Origin of the sequence: Blautia massiliensis (ex Liu et al. 2021) (assembly GCF_052064225.1) — a bacterium.
Taxonomy (GTDB): Bacteria; Bacillota; Clostridia; order Lachnospirales; family Lachnospiraceae; genus Blautia_A; species Blautia_A fusiformis.
Map to the genome: position 1 here is coordinate 1 of NZ_JBQHWA010000043.1, position 19,124 is coordinate 19,124.

At 43.3% G+C, this 19,124-nt stretch carries 13 protein-coding genes and 7 tRNA genes; 16 read left to right on the forward strand and 4 right to left on the reverse strand.

Annotation, left to right across the window (positions count from 1 at the left end):
- The first annotated feature begins 127 nt into the window (after window positions 1-127).
- The 9 genes from ACTNDQ_RS13795 (at window position 128) to ACTNDQ_RS13835 (ending at window position 5,785) form a co-directional block, all read left to right on the forward strand.
- A tRNA-Asp gene (locus ACTNDQ_RS13795) sits at window positions 128-201 on the forward strand.
- Window positions 202-230: 29 nt separating this feature from the next.
- Window positions 231-303: transfer RNA gene (locus tag ACTNDQ_RS13800), tRNA-Val, on the forward strand.
- A gap of 8 nt (window positions 304-311) precedes the next feature.
- Window positions 312-393: transfer RNA gene (locus ACTNDQ_RS13805), tRNA-Tyr, on the forward strand.
- A gap of 7 nt (window positions 394-400) precedes the next feature.
- Window positions 401-473 (forward strand) — tRNA-Thr (locus ACTNDQ_RS13810).
- A 15-nt stretch (window positions 474-488) separates the two neighbouring features.
- Window positions 489-562: transfer RNA gene (locus ACTNDQ_RS13815), tRNA-Met, on the forward strand.
- A 5-nt stretch (window positions 563-567) separates the two neighbouring features.
- Window positions 568-640, forward strand: a tRNA-Phe gene (locus tag ACTNDQ_RS13820).
- 209 nt (window positions 641-849) lie between these two features.
- Window positions 850-922 (forward strand) — tRNA-Lys (locus ACTNDQ_RS13825).
- Window positions 923-1,843: 921 nt separating this feature from the next.
- Window positions 1,844-5,497 (forward strand): carboxypeptidase regulatory-like domain-containing protein, encoded by a 3,654-nt coding sequence (locus tag ACTNDQ_RS13830; RefSeq protein WP_441064866.1) that lies wholly within the window; start codon window positions 1,844-1,846, stop codon window positions 5,495-5,497.
- A gap of 45 nt (window positions 5,498-5,542) precedes the next feature.
- Window positions 5,543-5,785, forward strand: coding sequence for a hypothetical protein (locus ACTNDQ_RS13835; RefSeq protein WP_441064867.1), 243 nt, complete (start codon window positions 5,543-5,545; stop codon window positions 5,783-5,785).
- On the opposite strand, the gene ACTNDQ_RS13840 is transcribed toward ACTNDQ_RS13835, so the two are convergent.
- On the reverse strand, window positions 5,749-6,966 hold the full coding sequence (locus ACTNDQ_RS13840) for a metallophosphoesterase (RefSeq protein ID WP_278795288.1): 1,218 nt from the start codon (window positions 6,964-6,966) through the stop codon (window positions 5,749-5,751). The two genes, ACTNDQ_RS13835 and ACTNDQ_RS13840, sit on opposite strands and share 37 nt — an antisense overlap.
- Window positions 6,967-7,187: 221 nt before the next feature.
- On the opposite strand from ACTNDQ_RS13840, the gene ACTNDQ_RS13845 reads away from it, so the two are divergent.
- From ACTNDQ_RS13845 to ACTNDQ_RS13870, 6 genes are all read left to right on the forward strand, one after another.
- Window positions 7,188-8,009: a SpoIID/LytB domain-containing protein gene (locus tag ACTNDQ_RS13845; RefSeq protein WP_441064868.1), complete on the forward strand. Its 822-nt coding sequence runs from the start codon at window positions 7,188-7,190 to the stop codon at window positions 8,007-8,009.
- Between the two features lie 165 nt (window positions 8,010-8,174).
- Entirely contained in the window at window positions 8,175-9,143 is a 969-nt protein-coding gene (locus ACTNDQ_RS13850) for a M23 family metallopeptidase (RefSeq protein WP_320810825.1), read from the forward strand.
- 255 nt (window positions 9,144-9,398) lie between these two features.
- Complete coding sequence (locus ACTNDQ_RS13855; RefSeq protein WP_021652887.1) at window positions 9,399-10,379, forward strand: LacI family DNA-binding transcriptional regulator; 981 nt, start codon at window positions 9,399-9,401, stop codon at window positions 10,377-10,379.
- Between the two features lie 543 nt (window positions 10,380-10,922).
- Window positions 10,923-12,842 (forward strand): glucose PTS transporter subunit IIA, encoded by a 1,920-nt coding sequence (locus ACTNDQ_RS13860; protein ID WP_441064869.1) that lies wholly within the window; start codon window positions 10,923-10,925, stop codon window positions 12,840-12,842.
- A 1-nt stretch (window position 12,843) separates the two neighbouring features.
- Window positions 12,844-14,271, forward strand: coding sequence for a glycoside hydrolase family 32 protein (locus tag ACTNDQ_RS13865; RefSeq protein ID WP_441064870.1), 1,428 nt, complete (start codon window positions 12,844-12,846; stop codon window positions 14,269-14,271).
- A gap of 372 nt (window positions 14,272-14,643) precedes the next feature.
- Window positions 14,644-14,886 carry a GIY-YIG nuclease family protein gene (locus tag ACTNDQ_RS13870; protein WP_118626573.1) on the forward strand — a complete coding sequence of 81 codons (243 nt, stop codon included), beginning with the start codon at window positions 14,644-14,646 and terminating at the stop codon, window positions 14,884-14,886.
- A gap of 96 nt (window positions 14,887-14,982) precedes the next feature.
- Here ACTNDQ_RS13870 and ACTNDQ_RS13875 read toward each other — a convergent pair whose 3' ends face one another.
- Together ACTNDQ_RS13875 and ACTNDQ_RS13880 are read right to left on the reverse strand one after the other, a co-directional pair.
- On the reverse strand, window positions 14,983-15,801 hold the full coding sequence (locus tag ACTNDQ_RS13875) for an ATP-binding protein (protein ID WP_441064871.1): 819 nt from the start codon (window positions 15,799-15,801) through the stop codon (window positions 14,983-14,985).
- Window positions 15,802-16,765: 964 nt separating this feature from the next.
- Window positions 16,766-17,470: a LytR/AlgR family response regulator transcription factor gene (locus ACTNDQ_RS13880; RefSeq protein WP_441064872.1), complete on the reverse strand. Its 705-nt coding sequence runs from the start codon at window positions 17,468-17,470 to the stop codon at window positions 16,766-16,768.
- A gap of 326 nt (window positions 17,471-17,796) precedes the next feature.
- On the opposite strand from ACTNDQ_RS13880, the gene ACTNDQ_RS13885 reads away from it, so the two are divergent.
- Entirely contained in the window at window positions 17,797-18,681 is an 885-nt protein-coding gene (locus ACTNDQ_RS13885) for a hypothetical protein (RefSeq protein WP_320810951.1), read from the forward strand.
- 245 nt (window positions 18,682-18,926) lie between these two features.
- On the opposite strand, the gene ACTNDQ_RS13890 is transcribed toward ACTNDQ_RS13885, so the two are convergent.
- Window positions 18,927-19,124 (reverse strand): hypothetical protein (locus tag ACTNDQ_RS13890; protein ID WP_441064873.1); only part of this gene is annotated, 198 nt, incomplete at its 5' end.

Genomic DNA, 19,124 nt, shown 5'->3' on the forward strand with positions numbered 1-19,124 from the left:
CACATGGAGCTGACTGTTACTAATCGGGTGAGGGCTTGACCAAGAAACGCAGGTTAAGAATTGATTCAAGAGTTTGATTAACGATCAACAAACATGTATGTAGTTTTTAAGGTACAAACCTTAAAATGGCCCAGTGGCTCAGTTGGTTAGAGCGCCGCCCTGTCACGGCGGAGGTCGAGAGTTCGAGTCTCTTCTGGGTCGTTACAGCTTAGCTGTAATGAATTAAATATGGGATCTTAGCTCAGCTGGGAGAGCATCTGCCTTACAAGCAGAGGGTCATAGGTTCGAGCCCTATAGGTCCCATAGATTATGGATGGATTCCCGAGTGGCCAAAGGGGGCAGACTGTAAATCTGTTGGCACCGCCTTCGAAGGTTCGAATCCTTCTCCATCCACTTAAATGCCGATGTGGCTCAATTGGCAGAGCAGCTGATTTGTAATCAGCAGGTTATCGGTTCGAGTCCGATCATCGGCTTTTAACATTTAATAACGCGGGGTGGAGCAGTCTGGAAGCTCGTCGGGCTCATAACCCGAAGGTCATAGGTTCAAATCCTGTCCCCGCTACTTATGCCCAGATAGCTCAGTTGGTAGAGCAGAGGACTGAAAATCCTCGTGTCGCTGGTTCGATTCCGGCTCTGGGCATGTTTTAATGTAAAACATACGAACGGCTGGTTAGAAAAAGCCTGAGCGTGTTTTAATGTAAAACATACGAACGGCTGGTTAGAAAAAGCCTGAGCGTGTTTTAATATAAAACATACGAACGGCTGGTTAGAAAAAGCCTGAGCGTGTTTTAATGTAAAATATGCGAACGGCTGGTTAGAAAAAGCCTGGGTATGTTTTAATGTAAATATGGGGTATTAGCTCAGTCGGTAGAGCACTTGACTTTTAATCAAGTTGTCCGGGGTTCGAATCCCCGATGCCTCACTTTTTAAGTGGATCAGATAAATTCCCATTTATTGCTCAAGGCAGTAGGTGGGAATTTTGTTTTATATCTGTGCGAGTATAGTATAAAGGAAGACGGTTACGTTGTGATTCAGCGTAACCGTCTTTTTTATATCAGAGAAAATTACTTACTGACGAACGAATCAGCAGAGCCATCGAGTAGGATTTCAATGGTAGGAGTATGTCAATGCGATAAAAAAATTATTGTGGACATTTTCGACAAAAAATGTTCACTTTGCGACAAATTTGACAAAGTTCAAGAGATAAAAATGTTATATAATTAGAGCATAGCTGTACAGTATTAAGACTTTATCATAAGAATGAGCAGGAAATCTGTTATGATCAGGATTACCAGGAAGACAATACAGATGGTCATAGAATAGATATTCTGGATCTGGTTTGGATTCTGCGGATCACATTTAATCTGAACATGATTTCCGGGGGCTTTGCCGAGGCGTAAAAACTCGATTCGGTCAGCTGTGTAGTCTTGTTCCTTGTAGGTGTAAGAGTACTTCACATAGTTATGATAATTGGAACTATGAGGCTTGTTAGGATTATTTGAGCGGCTGACAGATGATATAACAGCATCTACAGGTACGTAATCATGATATTTTATGGCGGAACAGATAGTTATTGCCAGAAAAAAAACAGTTCCGATTACGCAGCAGCCCAGAATAACCGGTAAAATTTGTCGGGCTTTTGGATTTACGGTGACACTCATGATTTTTCTCCTTTCTTGGTTGATAGTCTGATAATTTACGGGGGATTAATTATAAATGATTTCGAATGATCTCGAAAATTTATAATTGATGAACATTATAGCATAGTACAGCAGAAGGGAAAAGTGCATCAAAAAAATTGCTGCCGCTGATGCTGATCCTGATGTTGATCTTAGGAATCAGCATGCCAGCAAATGCAGCTGCAAATCCCAGACTGAACAGTACAAAAAAGGTTTTGTACGTGGGAAAAACATCACAGTTAAAGGTTGTAAACTGGAAGAAAGCCGTGAAATGGTCTTCTTCCAATAATAAAGTTGTAAAGGTTTCGTCAAAGGGAAAGATAACGGCTGTGAAGACCGGAACCGCAACAGTAAAGGCCAGAATTGCCAAAAAGACATTAACCTGTAAGGTTACAGTAAAAAGCCCGGGAATGTCAGTGAAAAAAGCCGTATTGTATGTAAAGGGAAAAAGTCTGCAGTTAAAAGTAAACGGTGTTTCGGGAAAGACGGTATGGAGTTCTGCCAATAAAAAAATCGTTAAAGTCAGCTCTAAGGGAAAAATAACAGCAGTAAAAACCGGAACAACCGTGGTTAAAGCTAAAATAGGAAAAAAAGTATATACCTGTAAGGTTACTGTAAAAAATCCTTATCTGTCTGCAAAGAGCTTAAAATTTGTATGGGGAACAGCGAATACGTCCAGGAAGCTTTCGATAAAGGGTGATGTGATCAAAGCTGCCTCAAGTTCAAATACAAAGGTTGCCAAGGTAAAAAAAGATGGTACTGTTTCTGTAACAGGAACAGGAACATGTACAGTAACCTTTAAAGATTCCAAGAAGAGAACATATCGATGTAAGATAACAGTTGTGAAACCAACAATGAAAAATCAAAAAGCTACTCTGGAAGAAGGGGGAAGTATCCAGCTTGGTTTTAAGGAAAAGGGTGTTAAAGTAAGCTGGTCATCTGCTGATCAGAAAATTGCAACAGTAACAAAAACAGGTGTTGTCCAGGCAGTCGGAGAGGGAAATACATCGATTGTTGCCAAAGTAAAAGGAATAAAAATCTTTGCAAGGATTTTTGTTACGAAAAAATACGTGCAGGATTCCGGACATGAATACACCAGAGGTGAATGGGTAAAACTTCTTCTGGATAAAGTTGGCTGCAAGTATGAAGAGCAGTTTGACAGCAAAAATTATTATTATGCTGATACCAGAGAAAATGAAAATGGAATCGCAGCAGAAATTGCAAAAACTATGGGAATCATTCCCGATGAAACCGATGAGCAGGATGTTCCATATTTTTATCCTGACGAATATGCAACAAGAGAGTTTGCCGCATATACAGCAGTAATGCTTATGGGATATGAAACTACGGATGAAGAACCGACATGTGCAGATGCGGCTCAGATCAGGTATAAAAATGTTGTAGCTATTGCACTGAAAAAGAATATGCTGTCTCTGAATGGAGATACCTTTGAACCGGAGAAGGCAATTAACGGAAATGATGCAGCTCAGATCTTAAAAGCTATCGACCAGATCACTGAGGACTCAGTAATCGATGAGAATTATGACAGCAAGGTTACCTATGCAACAAATGTAGTTGAAGTCAAAGATACTTCCAAAAATATATACAATGTTGTCCAGAACAGTGACGGAACTTATACGATCACAGTAAAAGATGGAAATGCTTATAAAAATCTGGAAACCGGAAAGGTTGTACTGTTTTCTGCAAAGGAAATGGGAACAGATACAGATATTGCATTAAAAGTCCAGAATATCACAAAGGACGGACAGGGACGTCTGATCATTAAGGCCGGCAAACCGGATGATATTTCAGAGGTTTACAAATCAATTGATTTTGAAGGTGCAGGAATTGCAGATCCGGAAAATATGCAGGTAACTGCAGAGGGCGTTCAATATGAGTATATTCCGGAAAATTCAAGTGAGGTGCCGGCAGGAGGACTTACTCTCGGCGGAAGTATTCCGGTTCCAGGTAAATTGAAATTTGATCTTAATCATAAATTTAATGATAAGGTGAAGCTGTCCGGTTCTGTTGCTGTTACGATTCCGGATGTAAGCTGTAAGCTGGATGCCGGATTTAGCTGGGGAAAGATAGAGGTAAAGCATTTTATTGCGTCAGTTACAGGAAAAGCTGATTTCGAAGGTGGACTTTATATAAGTGGCGTGAATTCAGAGCAGCAGATCAAACATGCAAGTGGAACTATGGAAACAGTCAGCGATGTACTTGAACTGGGACGAGTTCCTATAAAGCTTGGTACAACTGGTCTTTCTGCAGATCTGGTGGTTTCTCTGTTTTATGATGTGTCCGGGCAGTTTGTTGTAAAATATTCCGTTGAAGCAACCGGCGGATATGAATTCAAAGATGGAAATGGAAGATTTATCCATGATTTCAGTCAGACTTTGACACCGGTCACAATAGAAGGATCTGCGAAATGCGGTCTTCAGTTTGGATTAAATCTGACTGCATTGGAGACATGGGATCTGGCAGGAATTGATATTAAGGTAGGACCTGCGGCAAAGGCAAGCGTATCCTATACAGTTCGTGATGCCGGAAATGTGCTTTGTTCTGATGTAAGAACCTATATTTACGCAGCGGGTGAGTTGAATCCGGATACGGTGGTCGGAAAGTTCCTGAAAACGGTATGGCATTATACGTTGTCCAAGGATTTTCTGTCTGATGATGACGATAATCCACTAAAATTGAAGGTTCATTTTGAAAATGGAACACTGGTAGATAAATGTACAGTCGGAGCTGGAAGCATTGAGGGAAGCGTTTTGGATTCAAACAGTAAAGCTCCTGTAAAAAATGCCAGCGTGGAAGCATATTCCGGAACAGTCAAGGTTGAAAAAACTTTCACGAAAGAAGATGGAACTTATTCATTTAATGATCTTGATGAAGGAACCTACAAAATTGTTGTCACAGCAACCGGTTACCAGAAATATGAGAGCAGTTCCATGGAAGTATCAGCGAACCAGATCACATACGCAGAATCTTTCCTGATGGTATCCAGAGCAGAAGCCGGAGATGGTGAGCTGAGTGGAAGATTTATTCATTCCATGACCGGCGGAAATATAGAAAATGTAACTTATGAATTACGTAAGGGCTGGGATAATGTGATCGGAGAGACTGTGAAAGAAGGCGTATCAGCAGATGGAACCTATACGTTGACCGTGCCAGCCGGAAACTATACGCTGAATGCAAGCAATGAAGATTTTGTTTCTGCCCATATCAATGTTGTAGTTCAGGCAAATGCATGCAGTGAACGTGATGTAACAATGTCATCGACCAATATCAGTGCAGGAGATGAGGGACTTCTTCAGATCGTGCTTACATGGGGAGAAACTCCGCGAGACCTGGATTCTCATCTGCTGGGACCTGCTGATGAAAACGGAGATGACTACTTCCATGTATACTACAGGGATAAAAATGCATATTCAGAGGATGGAGATGTAATAGCAAATCTAGATCTGGATGATACAAGCAGCTATGGACCGGAAACAACAACCATATACAAAGGCTTCACCGGAAGAAAATATAGCTTTTATGTATACGATTATACAAACGGTGAAGATGATGCGAGTACAGAATTATCTGCTTCGTCAGCCAAAGTAACCGTTTACCGGGGTGGAAAACAGATCTATCAGGCAAATGTACCGGTTAACAGGGAAGGATACCTGTGGCATGTATTTGACTATGATGTGCAGTCAAACAAGCTTATGCCAGTCAATACCTTTGTATATGATTATGAAGTGCCGGAAGCAAATGCAATGGAAGATAATTCAGGCATTATTTCAGAAACAGAAGCCCTTGAGATTATCTGAAACAGTGAAAAGAAAGCTGAAGAAGAGAGCAGCGAGGAACTCAATATGAGTTCTGAAGAAGGAAAGACGGACGATAATACTGAGGAAGAGATATTTGATGATTCCAGTGAAGAGCCGGAGATATCAGAAAGTGGTGATACGGCTGAAGTAATTGAGTTTCCGAAGGACTCTGAAACGGAAGAAGAAAATGACGGAACAGAAATAACAGAAGAGGATAGTGAGAGTGCGGAGGAGCTGCCGGTGGAAGATATTTATGAGGGATCAGAGGAGTTAGGTCTGGCAGGATAAAAATGTACTGTGATCGAACAGATCTCGCTGTTTGTGGCAGTACGCATATTCGGGCCCCATATGCCGGCACCGGAGGTAACGATGTTGTGCATAGTCCCCTTTTTCAGGTAGCCGCAGGAATTTTCCCAGACCAGGCCGGTGATGATGTTCAGAGGGAACAGCTGGCCGTCATGAGTATGGCCGCAGAGATCAAGGTCTGCGCCTGCGGCTGCCACTTCATCCAGCTGACCGGGCTGATGATCCATAAAAATAATCGGGAGTGTTTTGTCAAGGCAGGCTGTAAGCTGGTCAGGATCCTTACGGGTGTCGGACATTTTTCGGCAGCGTGAAGGATCCTTACGGCCTGTCAGATAAAACCGTTTATCTACGAGGACGGTTTCGTCATCGAGAAGCCGGATGTTGGCAGATTCCAGAAAATTCCGCATTCTGGGATCATCATAATCTTTTTTTGCATTGCGGAAGGTAAAACCGGCCAGAATCGGTTCGCTGAGATCATGGTTGCCCCAACAGGCATAAACGCCGTATCTGGATTTCAGTGAACGGAGAATGGCCGCTGTTTTTTTCGGGTTTTTGATCCCTTCATATTCGTTATCAAAAATATCGCCGGCAATACAGATCAGATCCGGATCTTCGGCGTTGATCTTTTTTGCAAGAAGCCCGGCATGTTTTTCTCCGATACTGTAACCGAAATGAATGTCTGCGAGCAGGACGATCTTCAGGGAGTCCATTCCCTTCACCTGCTTGTCTATTTTCACATCATAAGTTTTTGTCTTAATATTCCACTGATTAAAAATCCCATAGAGACTGACACCAATGATCAGAAGGGTGCAGACAGCGCCTGTGACTACGAAGGCTTTCCGGGAATACATCCAGGCCGGATGAAGCGTATGCTTCAGGATCAGTCTGCAGAGATCTGTAGTTACGATTACGATCAGGATGTAAAGAAATGTTCCCTGAAAATAATTTGCCGTATTTTTCAGGAAGCGATGGAGCGCAGGGGGCTTCCGGATGAGAAAACAGGTCAGAAGAGAAGTGGACAGAAAAATATAAACACCTGCAAAGCATGCCCGGAACGCAAAGGTCTGGAAAAAATGAGCGCAGGCACCCATCCACAAAATCATCCAGCGGACGATATAAATATTAATGAGAATATATAATGGTGCGAGAAAGATGGCAAGCATGGTGTGTGATACCTCCATTCGTGGCAAGCAGTAAGCGGTGAGCAGGACTGATCGTTGCAGATACTTTTTGGATTGATACATAGCATTTCCATAAATTACTGCAGCATGTTCGGAATAACTTTTTTTGATGCATTGATTCATGGAACCGCTATAGTATACAGCAAATAATAATTTTTGGCAAAAGAACATATATTAGGAAAAAGAACGCTTATGGTGTTTTTATGAAAAAATATGCGCTTCTTCGATATTGTCTGGTGTTTTTAGCAATTGTTCTTCCTTATTTTTCGGCGGCAACCATTAATGGACCGGAGAGGGTCCTGGCAGAGAGGGTGCCGAATATGGAAGAATATCTCCCGGTCATTGTTTTTTCGCAGATTTCTCCGGATATGAAAAAAGAAACCATAAAGGCGCAGACTGTGATCGCACGGTCGAATATTCAAAGGTGGCTGGGAGAGGGAAAAAATCTCGCAGAGATCCTGAGGGAAAACGGAAACACAGAGGAAGGCTGGAGATATTTTTTTGCAGAAAAAAGGCAGATCTATGAGCAGGCAGCAAAAGAGACGGATGGACAGGTACTTACATATGAAGGAAAAGTGAGGCTGACTCCCTGGCATAAGAGAAGCGCAGGGAAAACCCGCAGCGGGGAAGAAGTTTTTCATGATGAGGCGTATACATATCTGAAATCGGCAGATAGCAGTGAGGACAAAAAATCTCCGGATCATATAAAAATCGTGGAAATTCCTGCGGGGCAGCTTTCCGGGGAGCTGAAGATCAAAAAACGGGACAGTGCCGGTTATGTGACAGAGCTTACGATTGGGGAAACACTTCTGGAGGGAGAAAGTTTTGCAGCGGGAATGGGACTGGAATCCGCGAATTTCAGTTTGAAGAAAAAGGATGATATTTATTATCTGCGAGTGCGTGGCAGCGGTCATGGTGTGGGATTTTCCCAGTTTGGTGGAAATGAGATGGCAAAAAACGGAAGCAGTGCGGAGGAAATCCTGGAAAAATATTTTCCGGAGATGGAGCTGAAAGCTGAGGATTAAAGAAAGTCAGGCATCCGAAGCAACGTCTGATAAAAAAATATTCAAAAAATGAATAGACAGCCATATTCTGGACACTCTATAGATATAGAAATGGTGACCGAAACGGCAGCTTTACTGTTTTTTCTGTTACTGAAAATGAACATATCAGACAGAGGTGGAAAGAATATGAAAAGTAAAATTGTGAGAGGTATTATCAACGGAGGTGTTCTGGCAGCAGTGGCGGCACTTGGGATTACTGTTTATCAGCTTGGAACAAAGCCCATCGCAGAAAGTCCCCAGGAGGAAAATTCTGTACAGGTAGAAGAGACCGGGCTGGAAGAGGAGCTTTCGGACGGGGAAAACGCAGAGGATGCGGCAGCTGCCGGAGATGGCTGGCAGGATGCAGCACAGGATGAGATCTCTGATGGAGAAACCGGAGATGAAGCAGGTCTGTCAGGAGCTTCAGAAGCCGGAGCAGATGGAGTGACAGGAAGCATCCGTGAGACTGCAGGAAGTGGTACAGCCGAAAATGCAGCGGCAGATGCAGATAATGGAAGTGGTACGGAGGATAGGAGCGTGTCTGCGGCAGCAGGTGCAGACAGAAGCCGCACAGATGGCACTGGAAATACAGCAGATAATGCCGGAAATACATCGGCAGAGGGAGCGGTGAATAACGGAGCTGGAGCTTCCACAGATACCGCAGAGACCTCAGCTGTCGGAATTGCGGCACAGGCTTTGGATTTTACGGAGGATTCCATTATGGAATGGCCGGTCAGAGGAACGGTTCTTGTGGATTACAATATGGATGAAACCGTATATTATCCGACTTTGGATCAGTATCGTGTAAGCTCTGCCATTGCTTTGCAGGCAGTGGAGGATGCGCCGGTGTATGCGGCGGCTGATGGTCAGGTGCTTTCTGTTGTACAGGATGCCTGCACGGGAACGACTGTGACTATGGAGCTGGGAAATGGTTATCAGGCAGTATACGGGCAGCTGAAGGACCTTACTGTGGCAGAAGGTGACACAGTAAAGGAGGGTGAAGTGATCGGAAATATCAGTGCACCTACCAAATATTATTCTGTAGAAGGCCCGAATCTTTATTTTGCAATGAAAAAGGATGGCGTGCCGGTAGATCCGTTTGAATATCTGGAATGACAGGGAAAACCGAAAAACAGATATGCCGGGGAGATTTCTGGAAACAGAGTATGGAGGATACGGGATGGGAGGTATATGCATCCCGTATCCCCTGCCTTGTGAAGCGTATTAGTGAGAACGGAGTGAGCAGTAATAAAAATTTCCATTTACATAGGAAAAGAAGCTTTTTTACCGGAAAGAAACCGTGTATAATCTATATTATAAATATGCATACAAGGACAGATATAACAGGACAAAAGAAGAGGTACATAAGTTATGAACATTAATGAAATAGCCAGGCTTGCCGGAGTTTCCAGAGCTACGGTATCCAGATATCTGAATAATGGATATGTCAGCAGTGAAAAAAAGGAAGTCATCCGCAGGGTGATCCAGGAGACAGGATATCAGCCATCCTCCCAGGCACAGACACTGCGGACCAAAAAAACCAGTCTCATCGGTGTCATCCTTCCAAAGATCAATTCAGATACCATAAGCCGTGAGGTGACAGGGATCAGTGATATTCTTACACGGAGAGGATATCAGCTTATTCTGGCCAATACCAATAATGATGTGGAAGAAGAGCTGAAATACCTTTCTCTGTTTAAAGAACGTCAGGTGGACGGAGTGGTTTTTATTGCTACCATGTTTACCAGAAAGCATAAACAGATGCTGAAGGATTATAAGGTACCGATCGTGATCCTGGGACAGCATCTGGACGGATATCCATGTATTTATCAGGATGATCATAAAGCAGCTTTTCAGGTCACGGAGAAGCTGGCGGAGAAGGGGAAAAAGTTTGCCTATATCGGCGTTACAGATAAGGACGAGGCAGTTGGTGCCTGCCGGAAAAAGGGTTTTATGGATGCTATCCATAAAGCTAAGCTGGAGGTCGTGCCGGAGAGGATGAAGATCGGAAGCTTTACCATGGATTCCGGGTATGAGATGGCGAAGGAGCTTTTTGAGGAGGAGCCTTCCATAGATTCTCTTGTGTGTGCTACGGATACTATGGCGGTGGGAGCCATGACTTATTTGAAGGAGATCGGGCTTCGCATTCCCGAGGATGTTCAGATCGCAGGGATCGGGGATGGAGTTCCGGGTAAGATCGTGGAACCGAAGCTGACAACAGTACATTTTTATTATAAGACCAGCGGAATGGAGGCAGCAGCCATGCTGGCTGATCTTATTGAGAACGATACCGGGATCAGCAAGGAAATAAAAATGGGATGTGAGCTTGTGGAACGGGAATCTCACAGGTAACAGAGAATATCCTCGCAGACAGAGGAAGAAATTATAAGTTATTGTGGAACAGGAGCAGATCTTTTGGGAGAAAAAGACCTGCTTCTTTTTTTGCGTGGTGCTGTGTTATGGCTGAGCAAACACAGAAAAATGCCAGATTTTTTCTGCGATGTCCTGACTGGTTTGTCTGTCTTGCATCTGTTCTTATGGAATATGTACAATTTTGACCGAAGAAATTTGTGCGATGTTGCGGATTTACAAATAATAATGCAGTAGTTATAATACAAGTAAGATATGAGAACGATTCCACATAAGAACACAAGCAACAACATAAAACAAACCATTGAAAAGCGCTGAAATCATCAAAAAGCTTAAAAAATGGAAAGATTACCGTTCCTTGTATGAATGGATATATGAAATCAATCTCATAAATAAATGAAAAACAATGGATCAGAGATAATAAATCCCGGGAAGCTGAAGAAAGAACAGACAGATCTGATCCGAAGAAAGGGAAAGCAGAAAGATATGACTGTCCGGGAACAGTAGCAGAAAAGGAGGAAGGACATGGATTACAGAAAGACAGCACAGGAAATCTATGATCATGTAGGAAAGAAAGAAAACATCATTTCCGCGGCGCACTGTGCAACAAGGCTTCGTCTGGTCATTGCGGATAATGACAAGGCGGATAAGGAATATGTAGAGAATATCGACGGTGTGAAGGGTGTGTTTTTCGCACAGGGACAGATGCAGATCATCCTGGGAACAGGAGTTGTAAACAAGGTTTATGATGAATTTATCCAGATCGCCGGAATATCAGAGAGCAGTAAGGATGAGCTTAAGAAGGTGGCAGCATCCAAGGCTAATCCGATACAGAGACTGATCAAAATACTGGGAGATATTTTTGTCCCGATCATCCCAGCTATCGTAGCCAGCGGATTTTTGATGGGAATCATGGAAGCCCTGAACTTCATGGTAAACAACGGCTTCCTGAATATTAACACCAATGGTTCCATTTATGTATTTGCACAGCTTTTCAGCAACACAGCGTATACATTTCTGCCGATCCTTATCGCTTACAGTGGTGCGAAGGTATTCGGTGCCAACCCTTATCTGGGTGCGGTTATCGGTATGATCATGATCCATCCAAATCTGCAGAATGCCTGGACTGTTGCAACAGAGGGTGTGCAGGCAACGCAGAAGGTATGGTTTGGACTTTACTCCATTGACATGGTGGGATATCAGGGACATGTGATCCCGGTTATCATTGCAGTATGGGTACTGGCACAGATCGAGAAAAGACTTCATAAGATCGTACCTGCAATGTTCGATCTTTTTGTAACACCACTTGTCAGTGTTTTTGTAACCGGTTATCTTACACTTTCCATTATCGGACCGATCTTCGTAGCTGTTGAGAACGGACTTCTGGATGGGATCCAGTGGCTGATCGCACTGCCATTTGGAATCGGAAGCTTTATCATGGGTGCCTTTTATGCACCGACTGTTGTTGCCGGTGTTCATCACATGTACACTATCATTGACCTTGGACAGCTGGCCAAATTCGGCGTTACCTACTGGCTGCCACTTGCATCTGCAGCTAACATTGCACAGGGTGGTGCAGCTCTTGCTGTAGGCCTGAAATCCAGAAATCAGAAGATCAAATCCATGGCTGTTCCTTCTGCCTTAAGCGCATGCATGGGAATCACAGAGCCGGCAATCTTCGGTGTAAACCTCCGCTTCGGAAAGCCGTTTATCATGGGCTGCCTGGGTGGTGCATGCGGAGCACTTTTTGCCTCCATTAGCAGTCTTGGTGCCACAGGAACAGGTGTTACCGGTATCTTCGGAATCCTGCTGTGCCTGAATAATCCAGTTGGTTATATCCTGATGTTTGCCATCGCATTTGGTGTGGCTTTTGTGCTTACCTGGATGTTCGCATATAAGGATGAGGTACAGGAAACAGCTGAAAAAAATATTGAAGCAGAGAAAAAATCAGATGCTCCGGCAGAAATTGCCCAGGAGAAAACTTCAGAGACAGGTGCACAGACCCTCTACAGCCCGCTTGAGGGAACTGCGATCCCGCTTTCAGAAGTAAAGGATGCAACCTTTGCATCTGAAGTCCTTGGAAGGGGCATGGCAGTGATTCCGTCCAAAGGTGAAGTAAAAGCACCCTGTGATGCTACGGTTTCTACAATTTTTGACACAAAGCATGCCATCGGGCTTGCAACAGAAAGTGGTCTGGAGCTGCTGATCCATATCGGCGTTGACACCGTTGAGCTTGGCGGTAAATTCTACACCGCTCATGTAAAGGACGGTGACGTGGTCAAAAAAGGCCAGACACTGATCACCTTTGATATGGATGCTATTAAGGCAGCCGGCTATGATGTGACCACACCGCTGATCGTAACCAATACCGATGATTATGAAGAAGTAAAAATGCTTGCAGAAGGAACAGTAAATAATGGTTCTGAAGTACTGGAGGTAAAATAAAATGAGTTCTCTGACCAAGGTCCTTGCGGAGGAAGTGCGAAAAATCGAGGAAACGGCAGCAGTTGCCAGGACGATGCAGACAAACCGTTTGACCCATCATCTGATGCCGCCTGTGGGATGGCTCAATGACCCGAACGGATTATGCTGGTACAAGGGAAGATATCATGTGTTTTTCCAGTATTCTCCGTTTGAGGCCAACGGTGGACTGAAATTCTGGGGACATTACTCCAGTGAAGATATGATCAGCTGGAGATATGAAGGGGTTCCGCTTCTGCCGGACAGCATTTATGACTGTCATGGTGTTTACTCAGGCTCTGCCATTGCGGAGAAAGATAAGCTTCATCTTTTCTACACAGGAAACATCAAGATGGATGGAGATTATGATTATATCAATAACGGAAGGCAGTCCAGCACTCTTCATGTGGAGAGTGCGGACGGCCTTCATTTCGGAACAAAGGAGGTTGCAGTTTCCTGTGAGGATTATCCGGAGAATTACACCTGCCACATCCGTGACCCGAAGGTCTGGAAAGAGGGGGAAGAGTACCGGATGATCCTTGGCGGCCGTCAGAAAAGCGACCAGGGCGCCGTACTTTTTTACAGATCCGAAGATCTGAAGAACTGGAAATTTGACAGTGAGCTTACTACAGAAAAGGCATTCGGATACATGTGGGAGTGCCCGGATTTTTTCACTCTTGAGGGACAGGAGGTGCTTTCTGTATCTCCCCAGGGACTGACCAGAGAAGAGTTCCGTTTTCAGAACATCTATCAGTCCGGATACTTTATCCTGAAGGATGGAAAGCCGGAGGAAAAAGCTTTCCGGGAATGGGACCACGGCTTTGATTTCTATGCACCCCAGACATTCCAGGATGGAAAGGGCAGACGGATCCTGATCGGCTGGATGGGAATGCCGGATGCAGATGAGGAGTATGTGAATCCTACAGCAGAGAGCGAAGGCTGGCAGCATTGCCTGACTGTTCCAAGGGAAGTTACGTATAAAAACGGAATGCTTTATCAGTATCCGGCGCAAGAACTGAACGGGTTGAGAAAGGCTGGCGTTTCTGTCAGCGGTTCCAGTGCGGAGATTCCGGTGAATGGACCGTTTGATCTGGATGTTCAGGTAAAAGGTGAGCAGGGTAAAGTAAGCCTTGGGGAAAATCTCTTCCTGGAATATCAGGACGGAGATGTGATCTTAACTCTCTCCGAGAAGGCCGGTGCCGGACGTAAAGTACGTAAGGCGCATGTTCCGTCCGGTGTGATCGAAAGCATCAGAGTTCTTGCGGATACTACAGCTGTGGAAATCTATGTGAATGGCGGAGAGGTTGTTTTCTCTTCCAGATATTATCCGGAAACGCAGGAACAGACTGTGAAGGTGGAGGCTGTGGAGTGTGATGGGAAGATTTATCTGCTGAAGAATTATGTGATGGAGTAGGCTGGGCTTATTGATCGGGAAATACAGCAAGATCAGAATACGAATACCTATAGAGCAGCTATGCAGTGAATTCCATATTCACAGAAATAAGAAATGACCGTATAATAAAGCAGGTGGGAAAATCCGCAGCCGGAATCCCGACCTGCTTTTATTTTTTTGATGTAAGTGAAATACATGAATTGTGCCGGCTGCTTGAGGATAGAAGGACGGCTGCTGGAGAAATGCTGGTGGCTGTCTTTACATAGAAGGAAGGATATCAGCTGCCGGGATATCGGTCTTACAGGACGACAACGATCTGTGTGGCTACTGTCGGAAATGTACTGGTGTACTGGCATTGCATTGCCGAAATTTTTTACAGAAGAGGAGACTGCTATGAACTATACATATATCGTGCAGTGTGCAGACGGCACGCTCTACACCGGCTGGACAAACTGCCTTGCCAGGCGGATGAAAGCCCATAATGAAGGCAAAGCAGGCGCCAAATATACCCGGGCCAAAAGGCCGGTGAAGCTGGTGTATTACGAAGGCTTTGCCACAAAGGAGGAGGCCATGAGCCGGGAGTACCGGATCAAGCAGCTGACCAGGGAGAAGAAGCTGGAGCTGATGAGGTTTTGAATTTTGATAAACATTTTGATATTTCAAAAGGCTTCAAATGCGTGGAGCATTATGCAGCGGAACTGAAAGATAAGGATATGTATGTTCTGCTGAATCTTATTGGTATCTCAGCATAACAACTGAATCAAAGGTATCCCCATTGTTGATCCACTGACAGCTACCATCATTTTTTGCACAGATATCTTCAATTATGGACAGACCGAATCCATGGTTGGGGATATCTTTTTTTGATGTTTTGTGGTTGAATGGTTGTGCCGGATCTTTGCTGTTTTTCATGTGGACAGTAAGAAAACCGGCGGACATTTTTGATGTTACAGAGATAAACGGTGCTTCAGAACCGGAAGCGTTGCAGCTTTCTATTCCATTATCCAGCAGGTTGAAAAATATACTGCTCAGTTCCGAAGAGGGAATATTGGATTTCTCCGGAAGAAGAACCTCGTAGGTAACTTTGATATTTTTCTGCATGGCAAGAAATCTTTTGTCCGCAAGGATGGCGTTGATCAGGCTGTCCTGACAGATGGGATGGAAACGTTCTCTCTGAAAATCATCGGTTATGGCAGGCAGGTAGTCCTGGATCTTATCATATTCGTTCGTTTTCAGGTAATTCTGAAGTGTCTCAAGTTTCCGGATGGTAGCCTGTTGGAACGCCAGAGTCTCCTGCTTTCTGGAAACAAACAGCTGCTCCTGTTCTTTCTGTAACTGTTCCTGCTTCTGAAGAGCCTGAAATTTTGCCTCTTCCTGAGCATTTTTGAGCGATCGTCTGGCAAGAAGGTAGATCCTGCGGTAAGTGAGGGCCAGAAAAAAGAGAAGCATTATCTGGCAGAACAGAGCATATTTCTGTAGCAGAGCTTCCAGGAAAAGAGATGCCTGAACACAGAAAAGTTCTATAAAAAGAATAGTAAAGCCTCGTTTCATAAAGTCCTCTTTTCCGGCGGAAGTTCTGAAAGAATTGTTTCCAGATATACATCTGCCTCAAGATATTTTTGGGTGCGGATCAGATAATTCAGTGAAAAGAGATGGTTTTCCATATCGTGATTCCATTTTCGCACAGATTGATATTCTTGTTCCATTTCGGTTGTATATTCCAGCTGTTTCTGAAGAAAACTCATCTGCTGAACCAACAGTTTGTGTCTTTTTTCTCTGAGAGAAATGTTGTGAAAAGCCCTGGCTATTATCAGACAGCAGAGAAGATTGAGAAACCAGTATAAAATGATCAGCCATTTTAACCAGGGAGAATTTTTACGGTATAGCAATATTCCCATAAGAAGTGAAGACGCCTGTACGGGAAAAAGGAGCTCAGCAATGGTAGTCAGCTGAATACTGTGGGAATAATTCCGGATTAGTGGAACCAGTTTTTTAATAAACAGCAATGCAACGAAGAAATCTATGATTATTAAAAAAAGCATTTCACCAGATGTATAAAGCAAATTATAACGAAACGATTCTTCGTGGTATATAAGAGTGTAAATCGGCAGGGCAAATGTTGCAGCGATATTTTCAGAAATTGCCAGAATACATATTAAGATCAGAAATGTGGAAATCTTTTTTTTCAGAGGATCTGAAAAATAAAGAATTGTCAGGAGAAGGAGTGTCAACTGGATAAGCCAGGAGCCCATACTGGGAAACCAATATTTTGACATAAAGGCAGCTGTTATGGGCAACATAAATGAGACAAAAAAACAGCTACGGTTTTTTGGAAAAAAGCTCCGGGATGGCGTAAGGATACCAGTGCAAAATCGGACACAGATATAGGAAGTTATGAAAGAACTCGGAAGAAGAGTGTATAAAATAAATTTCAGAAACTGTGGCATGAGAGTACCTTCTTTCTTGGAAATGTTATGGGATATCAGAGCAAAATACGAAAGTCAGTCTTTCGGAATCACAGCATCAGCAGAGAAAAAGATTTTTTAACATCTTCATAATGTGCGCGGCTGACAGGAATCTGCTGACCGGTGGTCAAAGTAATTTCTGTATGCTGGAGCCTGGAAACTGCATGAAGGTTCACAAGGAAACTTCTGTGGCAGCACACGAAAAAATCCGGCAGCTGTTGCTGGAGAATATTCAGTTTGTCACGGACTGTATAGGTTTCAATTTTTGTATAAATAAGTGTTTCACGCAGATTTCGTTCCAGATACAGGATATCATTTACCGCAATTCGGATGTGAGAATGTCTGATCTTAAGTGTGAGAAACTGTTCTTCATTTGTCTGGAGATTTTTAAGTGCAGCATCCAGAGCAGCCGGCAGATATTCGTTGAGTCGGTTTTTGTAAATGAAATAAGTGTGCTTTGTGGAATAGACATCCGAGGCATATTCCAGATACTGGCTGATAAAGATCAGCTGTGTCCGTGGATTCTCCCCGTTTATCATCTGGCCAAGTTCAATTCCGGAAACTGTATCGTCACCCAGGGAGATATCCAGAAAAACAATATCATAAGGACATCTAGTTTCCGGCAGAGCAGTCATAAATTCCTTTCCGGAGAGGTAGGGATGTAGTTCATAAGGTACTTTCAGAATGGTTTCAATATTTTTCTTTATAATCTCCACAAAGGTCTCACTGTCTTCGCAGATCGCAATTTTCAACATATGTATACTCCAGAAAATTATTCGGCTGCCTCAGGCAGCCGTAGTGTCGTTATATGTAGAATATACATGAAAATAATGGGAAAGTCTAGAGGGAGAAATTTGTCGAAATGTTTTGATTGCATATTCGCCCATATTGTGCTAAGATAAAGAAAAGCATTTCATTTCTATTGTTGATCTGTACGGGTTCTTCCGTATCTGAAATTCATCAGCCGTTCGGCTATACAGAGAAATCTCAATGCTTAAATCACATAATCACGCAGGGGGATTTCCAGAAGTGCATTTTTTACCATGGGATTCTCCCGACTTTCTGACAAGGAGGATACTACATGGCAGAAAACAATATGGATGTATTAACAGCGAACCGAACCTATAAATCCAGGATTTTTGCAATGCTGTTCAGCGACAGGAATGAATTGCTGAAACTTTACAATGCGATCAATGGAACCAGTTACGATGATCCTGATCTGCTTCAGATCAATACACTGGAGAATGCAGTGTACATGTCTATGCAGAATGATGTTTCTTTTATTATTGAGCTGGGATTAAATCTGTATGAACATCAATCTACGTACAGTCCGAATTTACCTGTACGGTATCTGCTGTATGTGGCAGATGTGTATTCGGATTATACGAAGGATATGAACCTGTATGGGACGAAAGCTGTGAAGCTGCCTACACCGAAGTTTGTGATTTTTTATAACGGGCAGGCTGAACAGCCGGATCGTAAGGAACTGAAGTTGTCAGAGCTCTTTACTGTTCCGGAGGAGGCGCCTTCTTTGGAATTGAAGGCAGTTATGTTGAACATCAATAAAGGCCATAACCGGAAACTGATGGAAACCTGCAAGACACTTCATGACTACGCAGAATACACTTCCCGGGTACGTGAATACGCAGCGGAGATATCATTGGATGAAGCAGTAGAGCGGGCAATTACAGAGTGCATCAGTGAAGATATATTGGCAGATTTTTTGAGAAAGAATCGAGCGGAGGCGAAGAAAGTGAGTATATACGAGTATGATGAAGAGAGGCATATGAGGCAGACAAGGGAAGAGGGCGTTGAGGAAGGCTATACCAAGGGAATTAATCAGGGAATTGAACAAACAGCGGTTAATTTGATTAAAGCGAGACTTCTTACAGATGAACAAATTAAGGAAGTTACTGGTTTGAGTCAGGTACAGTTAGATAATTTAAAAGAAGGTAAGAGTAATTGAAAAGATTAAGCCCCTTTCCCAGAAAATTAATCCTGGGAAAGGGATCTGCTGGTCAATGGAATTACTTATGTGAAACTTTAATCTTGGAACTTTAATCTTGGAACTTTAATCTTGGAACTGGCATCTCTTGATTGAAGTAACTTTTAACTGATACTTTGCACAAAGTCTTTTATTTCCGGACAGGCTACGAATTTGTCACAAAATCGTCTATGAGAACTCTCATTAAAGAAACAAAACAGATAAAATCAGATAAGCCCTAATATAGCACATATCGTTATAAAGAGAAAAATGCCCAGAAAGCCCATGAATACAGGCTTTTTGGGCGTTTTTTTATTGTGTAACAGCAAAAATACCCCCCTCAACCTGTCCGAAAACCTTATTTTTAGGCATAAATTTAGCCCCTTTCCTTCATCTGTGACATTGAAAACTGAATAAAATACACA

Coding starts and splice junctions, on each gene's coding strand:
- ACTNDQ_RS13830 (WP_441064866.1), top strand. CDS start 1,844: ATGCCAGCAAATGCAGCTGCAAATCCCAGACTGAACAGTACAAAAAAG.
- ACTNDQ_RS13835 (WP_441064867.1), top strand. CDS start 5,543: ATGAGTTCTGAAGAAGGAAAGACGGACGATAATACTGAGGAAGAGATA.
- ACTNDQ_RS13840 (WP_278795288.1), bottom strand. CDS start 6,966: ATGCTTGCCATCTTTCTCGCACCATTATATATTCTCATTAATATTTAT.
- ACTNDQ_RS13845 (WP_441064868.1), top strand. CDS start 7,188: ATGAAAAAATATGCGCTTCTTCGATATTGTCTGGTGTTTTTAGCAATT.
- ACTNDQ_RS13850 (WP_320810825.1), top strand. CDS start 8,175: ATGAAAAGTAAAATTGTGAGAGGTATTATCAACGGAGGTGTTCTGGCA.
- ACTNDQ_RS13855 (WP_021652887.1), top strand. CDS start 9,399: ATGAACATTAATGAAATAGCCAGGCTTGCCGGAGTTTCCAGAGCTACG.
- ACTNDQ_RS13860 (WP_441064869.1), top strand. CDS start 10,923: ATGGATTACAGAAAGACAGCACAGGAAATCTATGATCATGTAGGAAAG.
- ACTNDQ_RS13865 (WP_441064870.1), top strand. CDS start 12,844: ATGAGTTCTCTGACCAAGGTCCTTGCGGAGGAAGTGCGAAAAATCGAG.
- ACTNDQ_RS13870 (WP_118626573.1), top strand. CDS start 14,644: ATGAACTATACATATATCGTGCAGTGTGCAGACGGCACGCTCTACACC.
- ACTNDQ_RS13875 (WP_441064871.1), bottom strand. CDS start 15,801: ATGAAACGAGGCTTTACTATTCTTTTTATAGAACTTTTCTGTGTTCAG.
- ACTNDQ_RS13880 (WP_441064872.1), bottom strand. CDS start 17,470: ATGTTGAAAATTGCGATCTGCGAAGACAGTGAGACCTTTGTGGAGATT.
- ACTNDQ_RS13885 (WP_320810951.1), top strand. CDS start 17,797: ATGGCAGAAAACAATATGGATGTATTAACAGCGAACCGAACCTATAAA.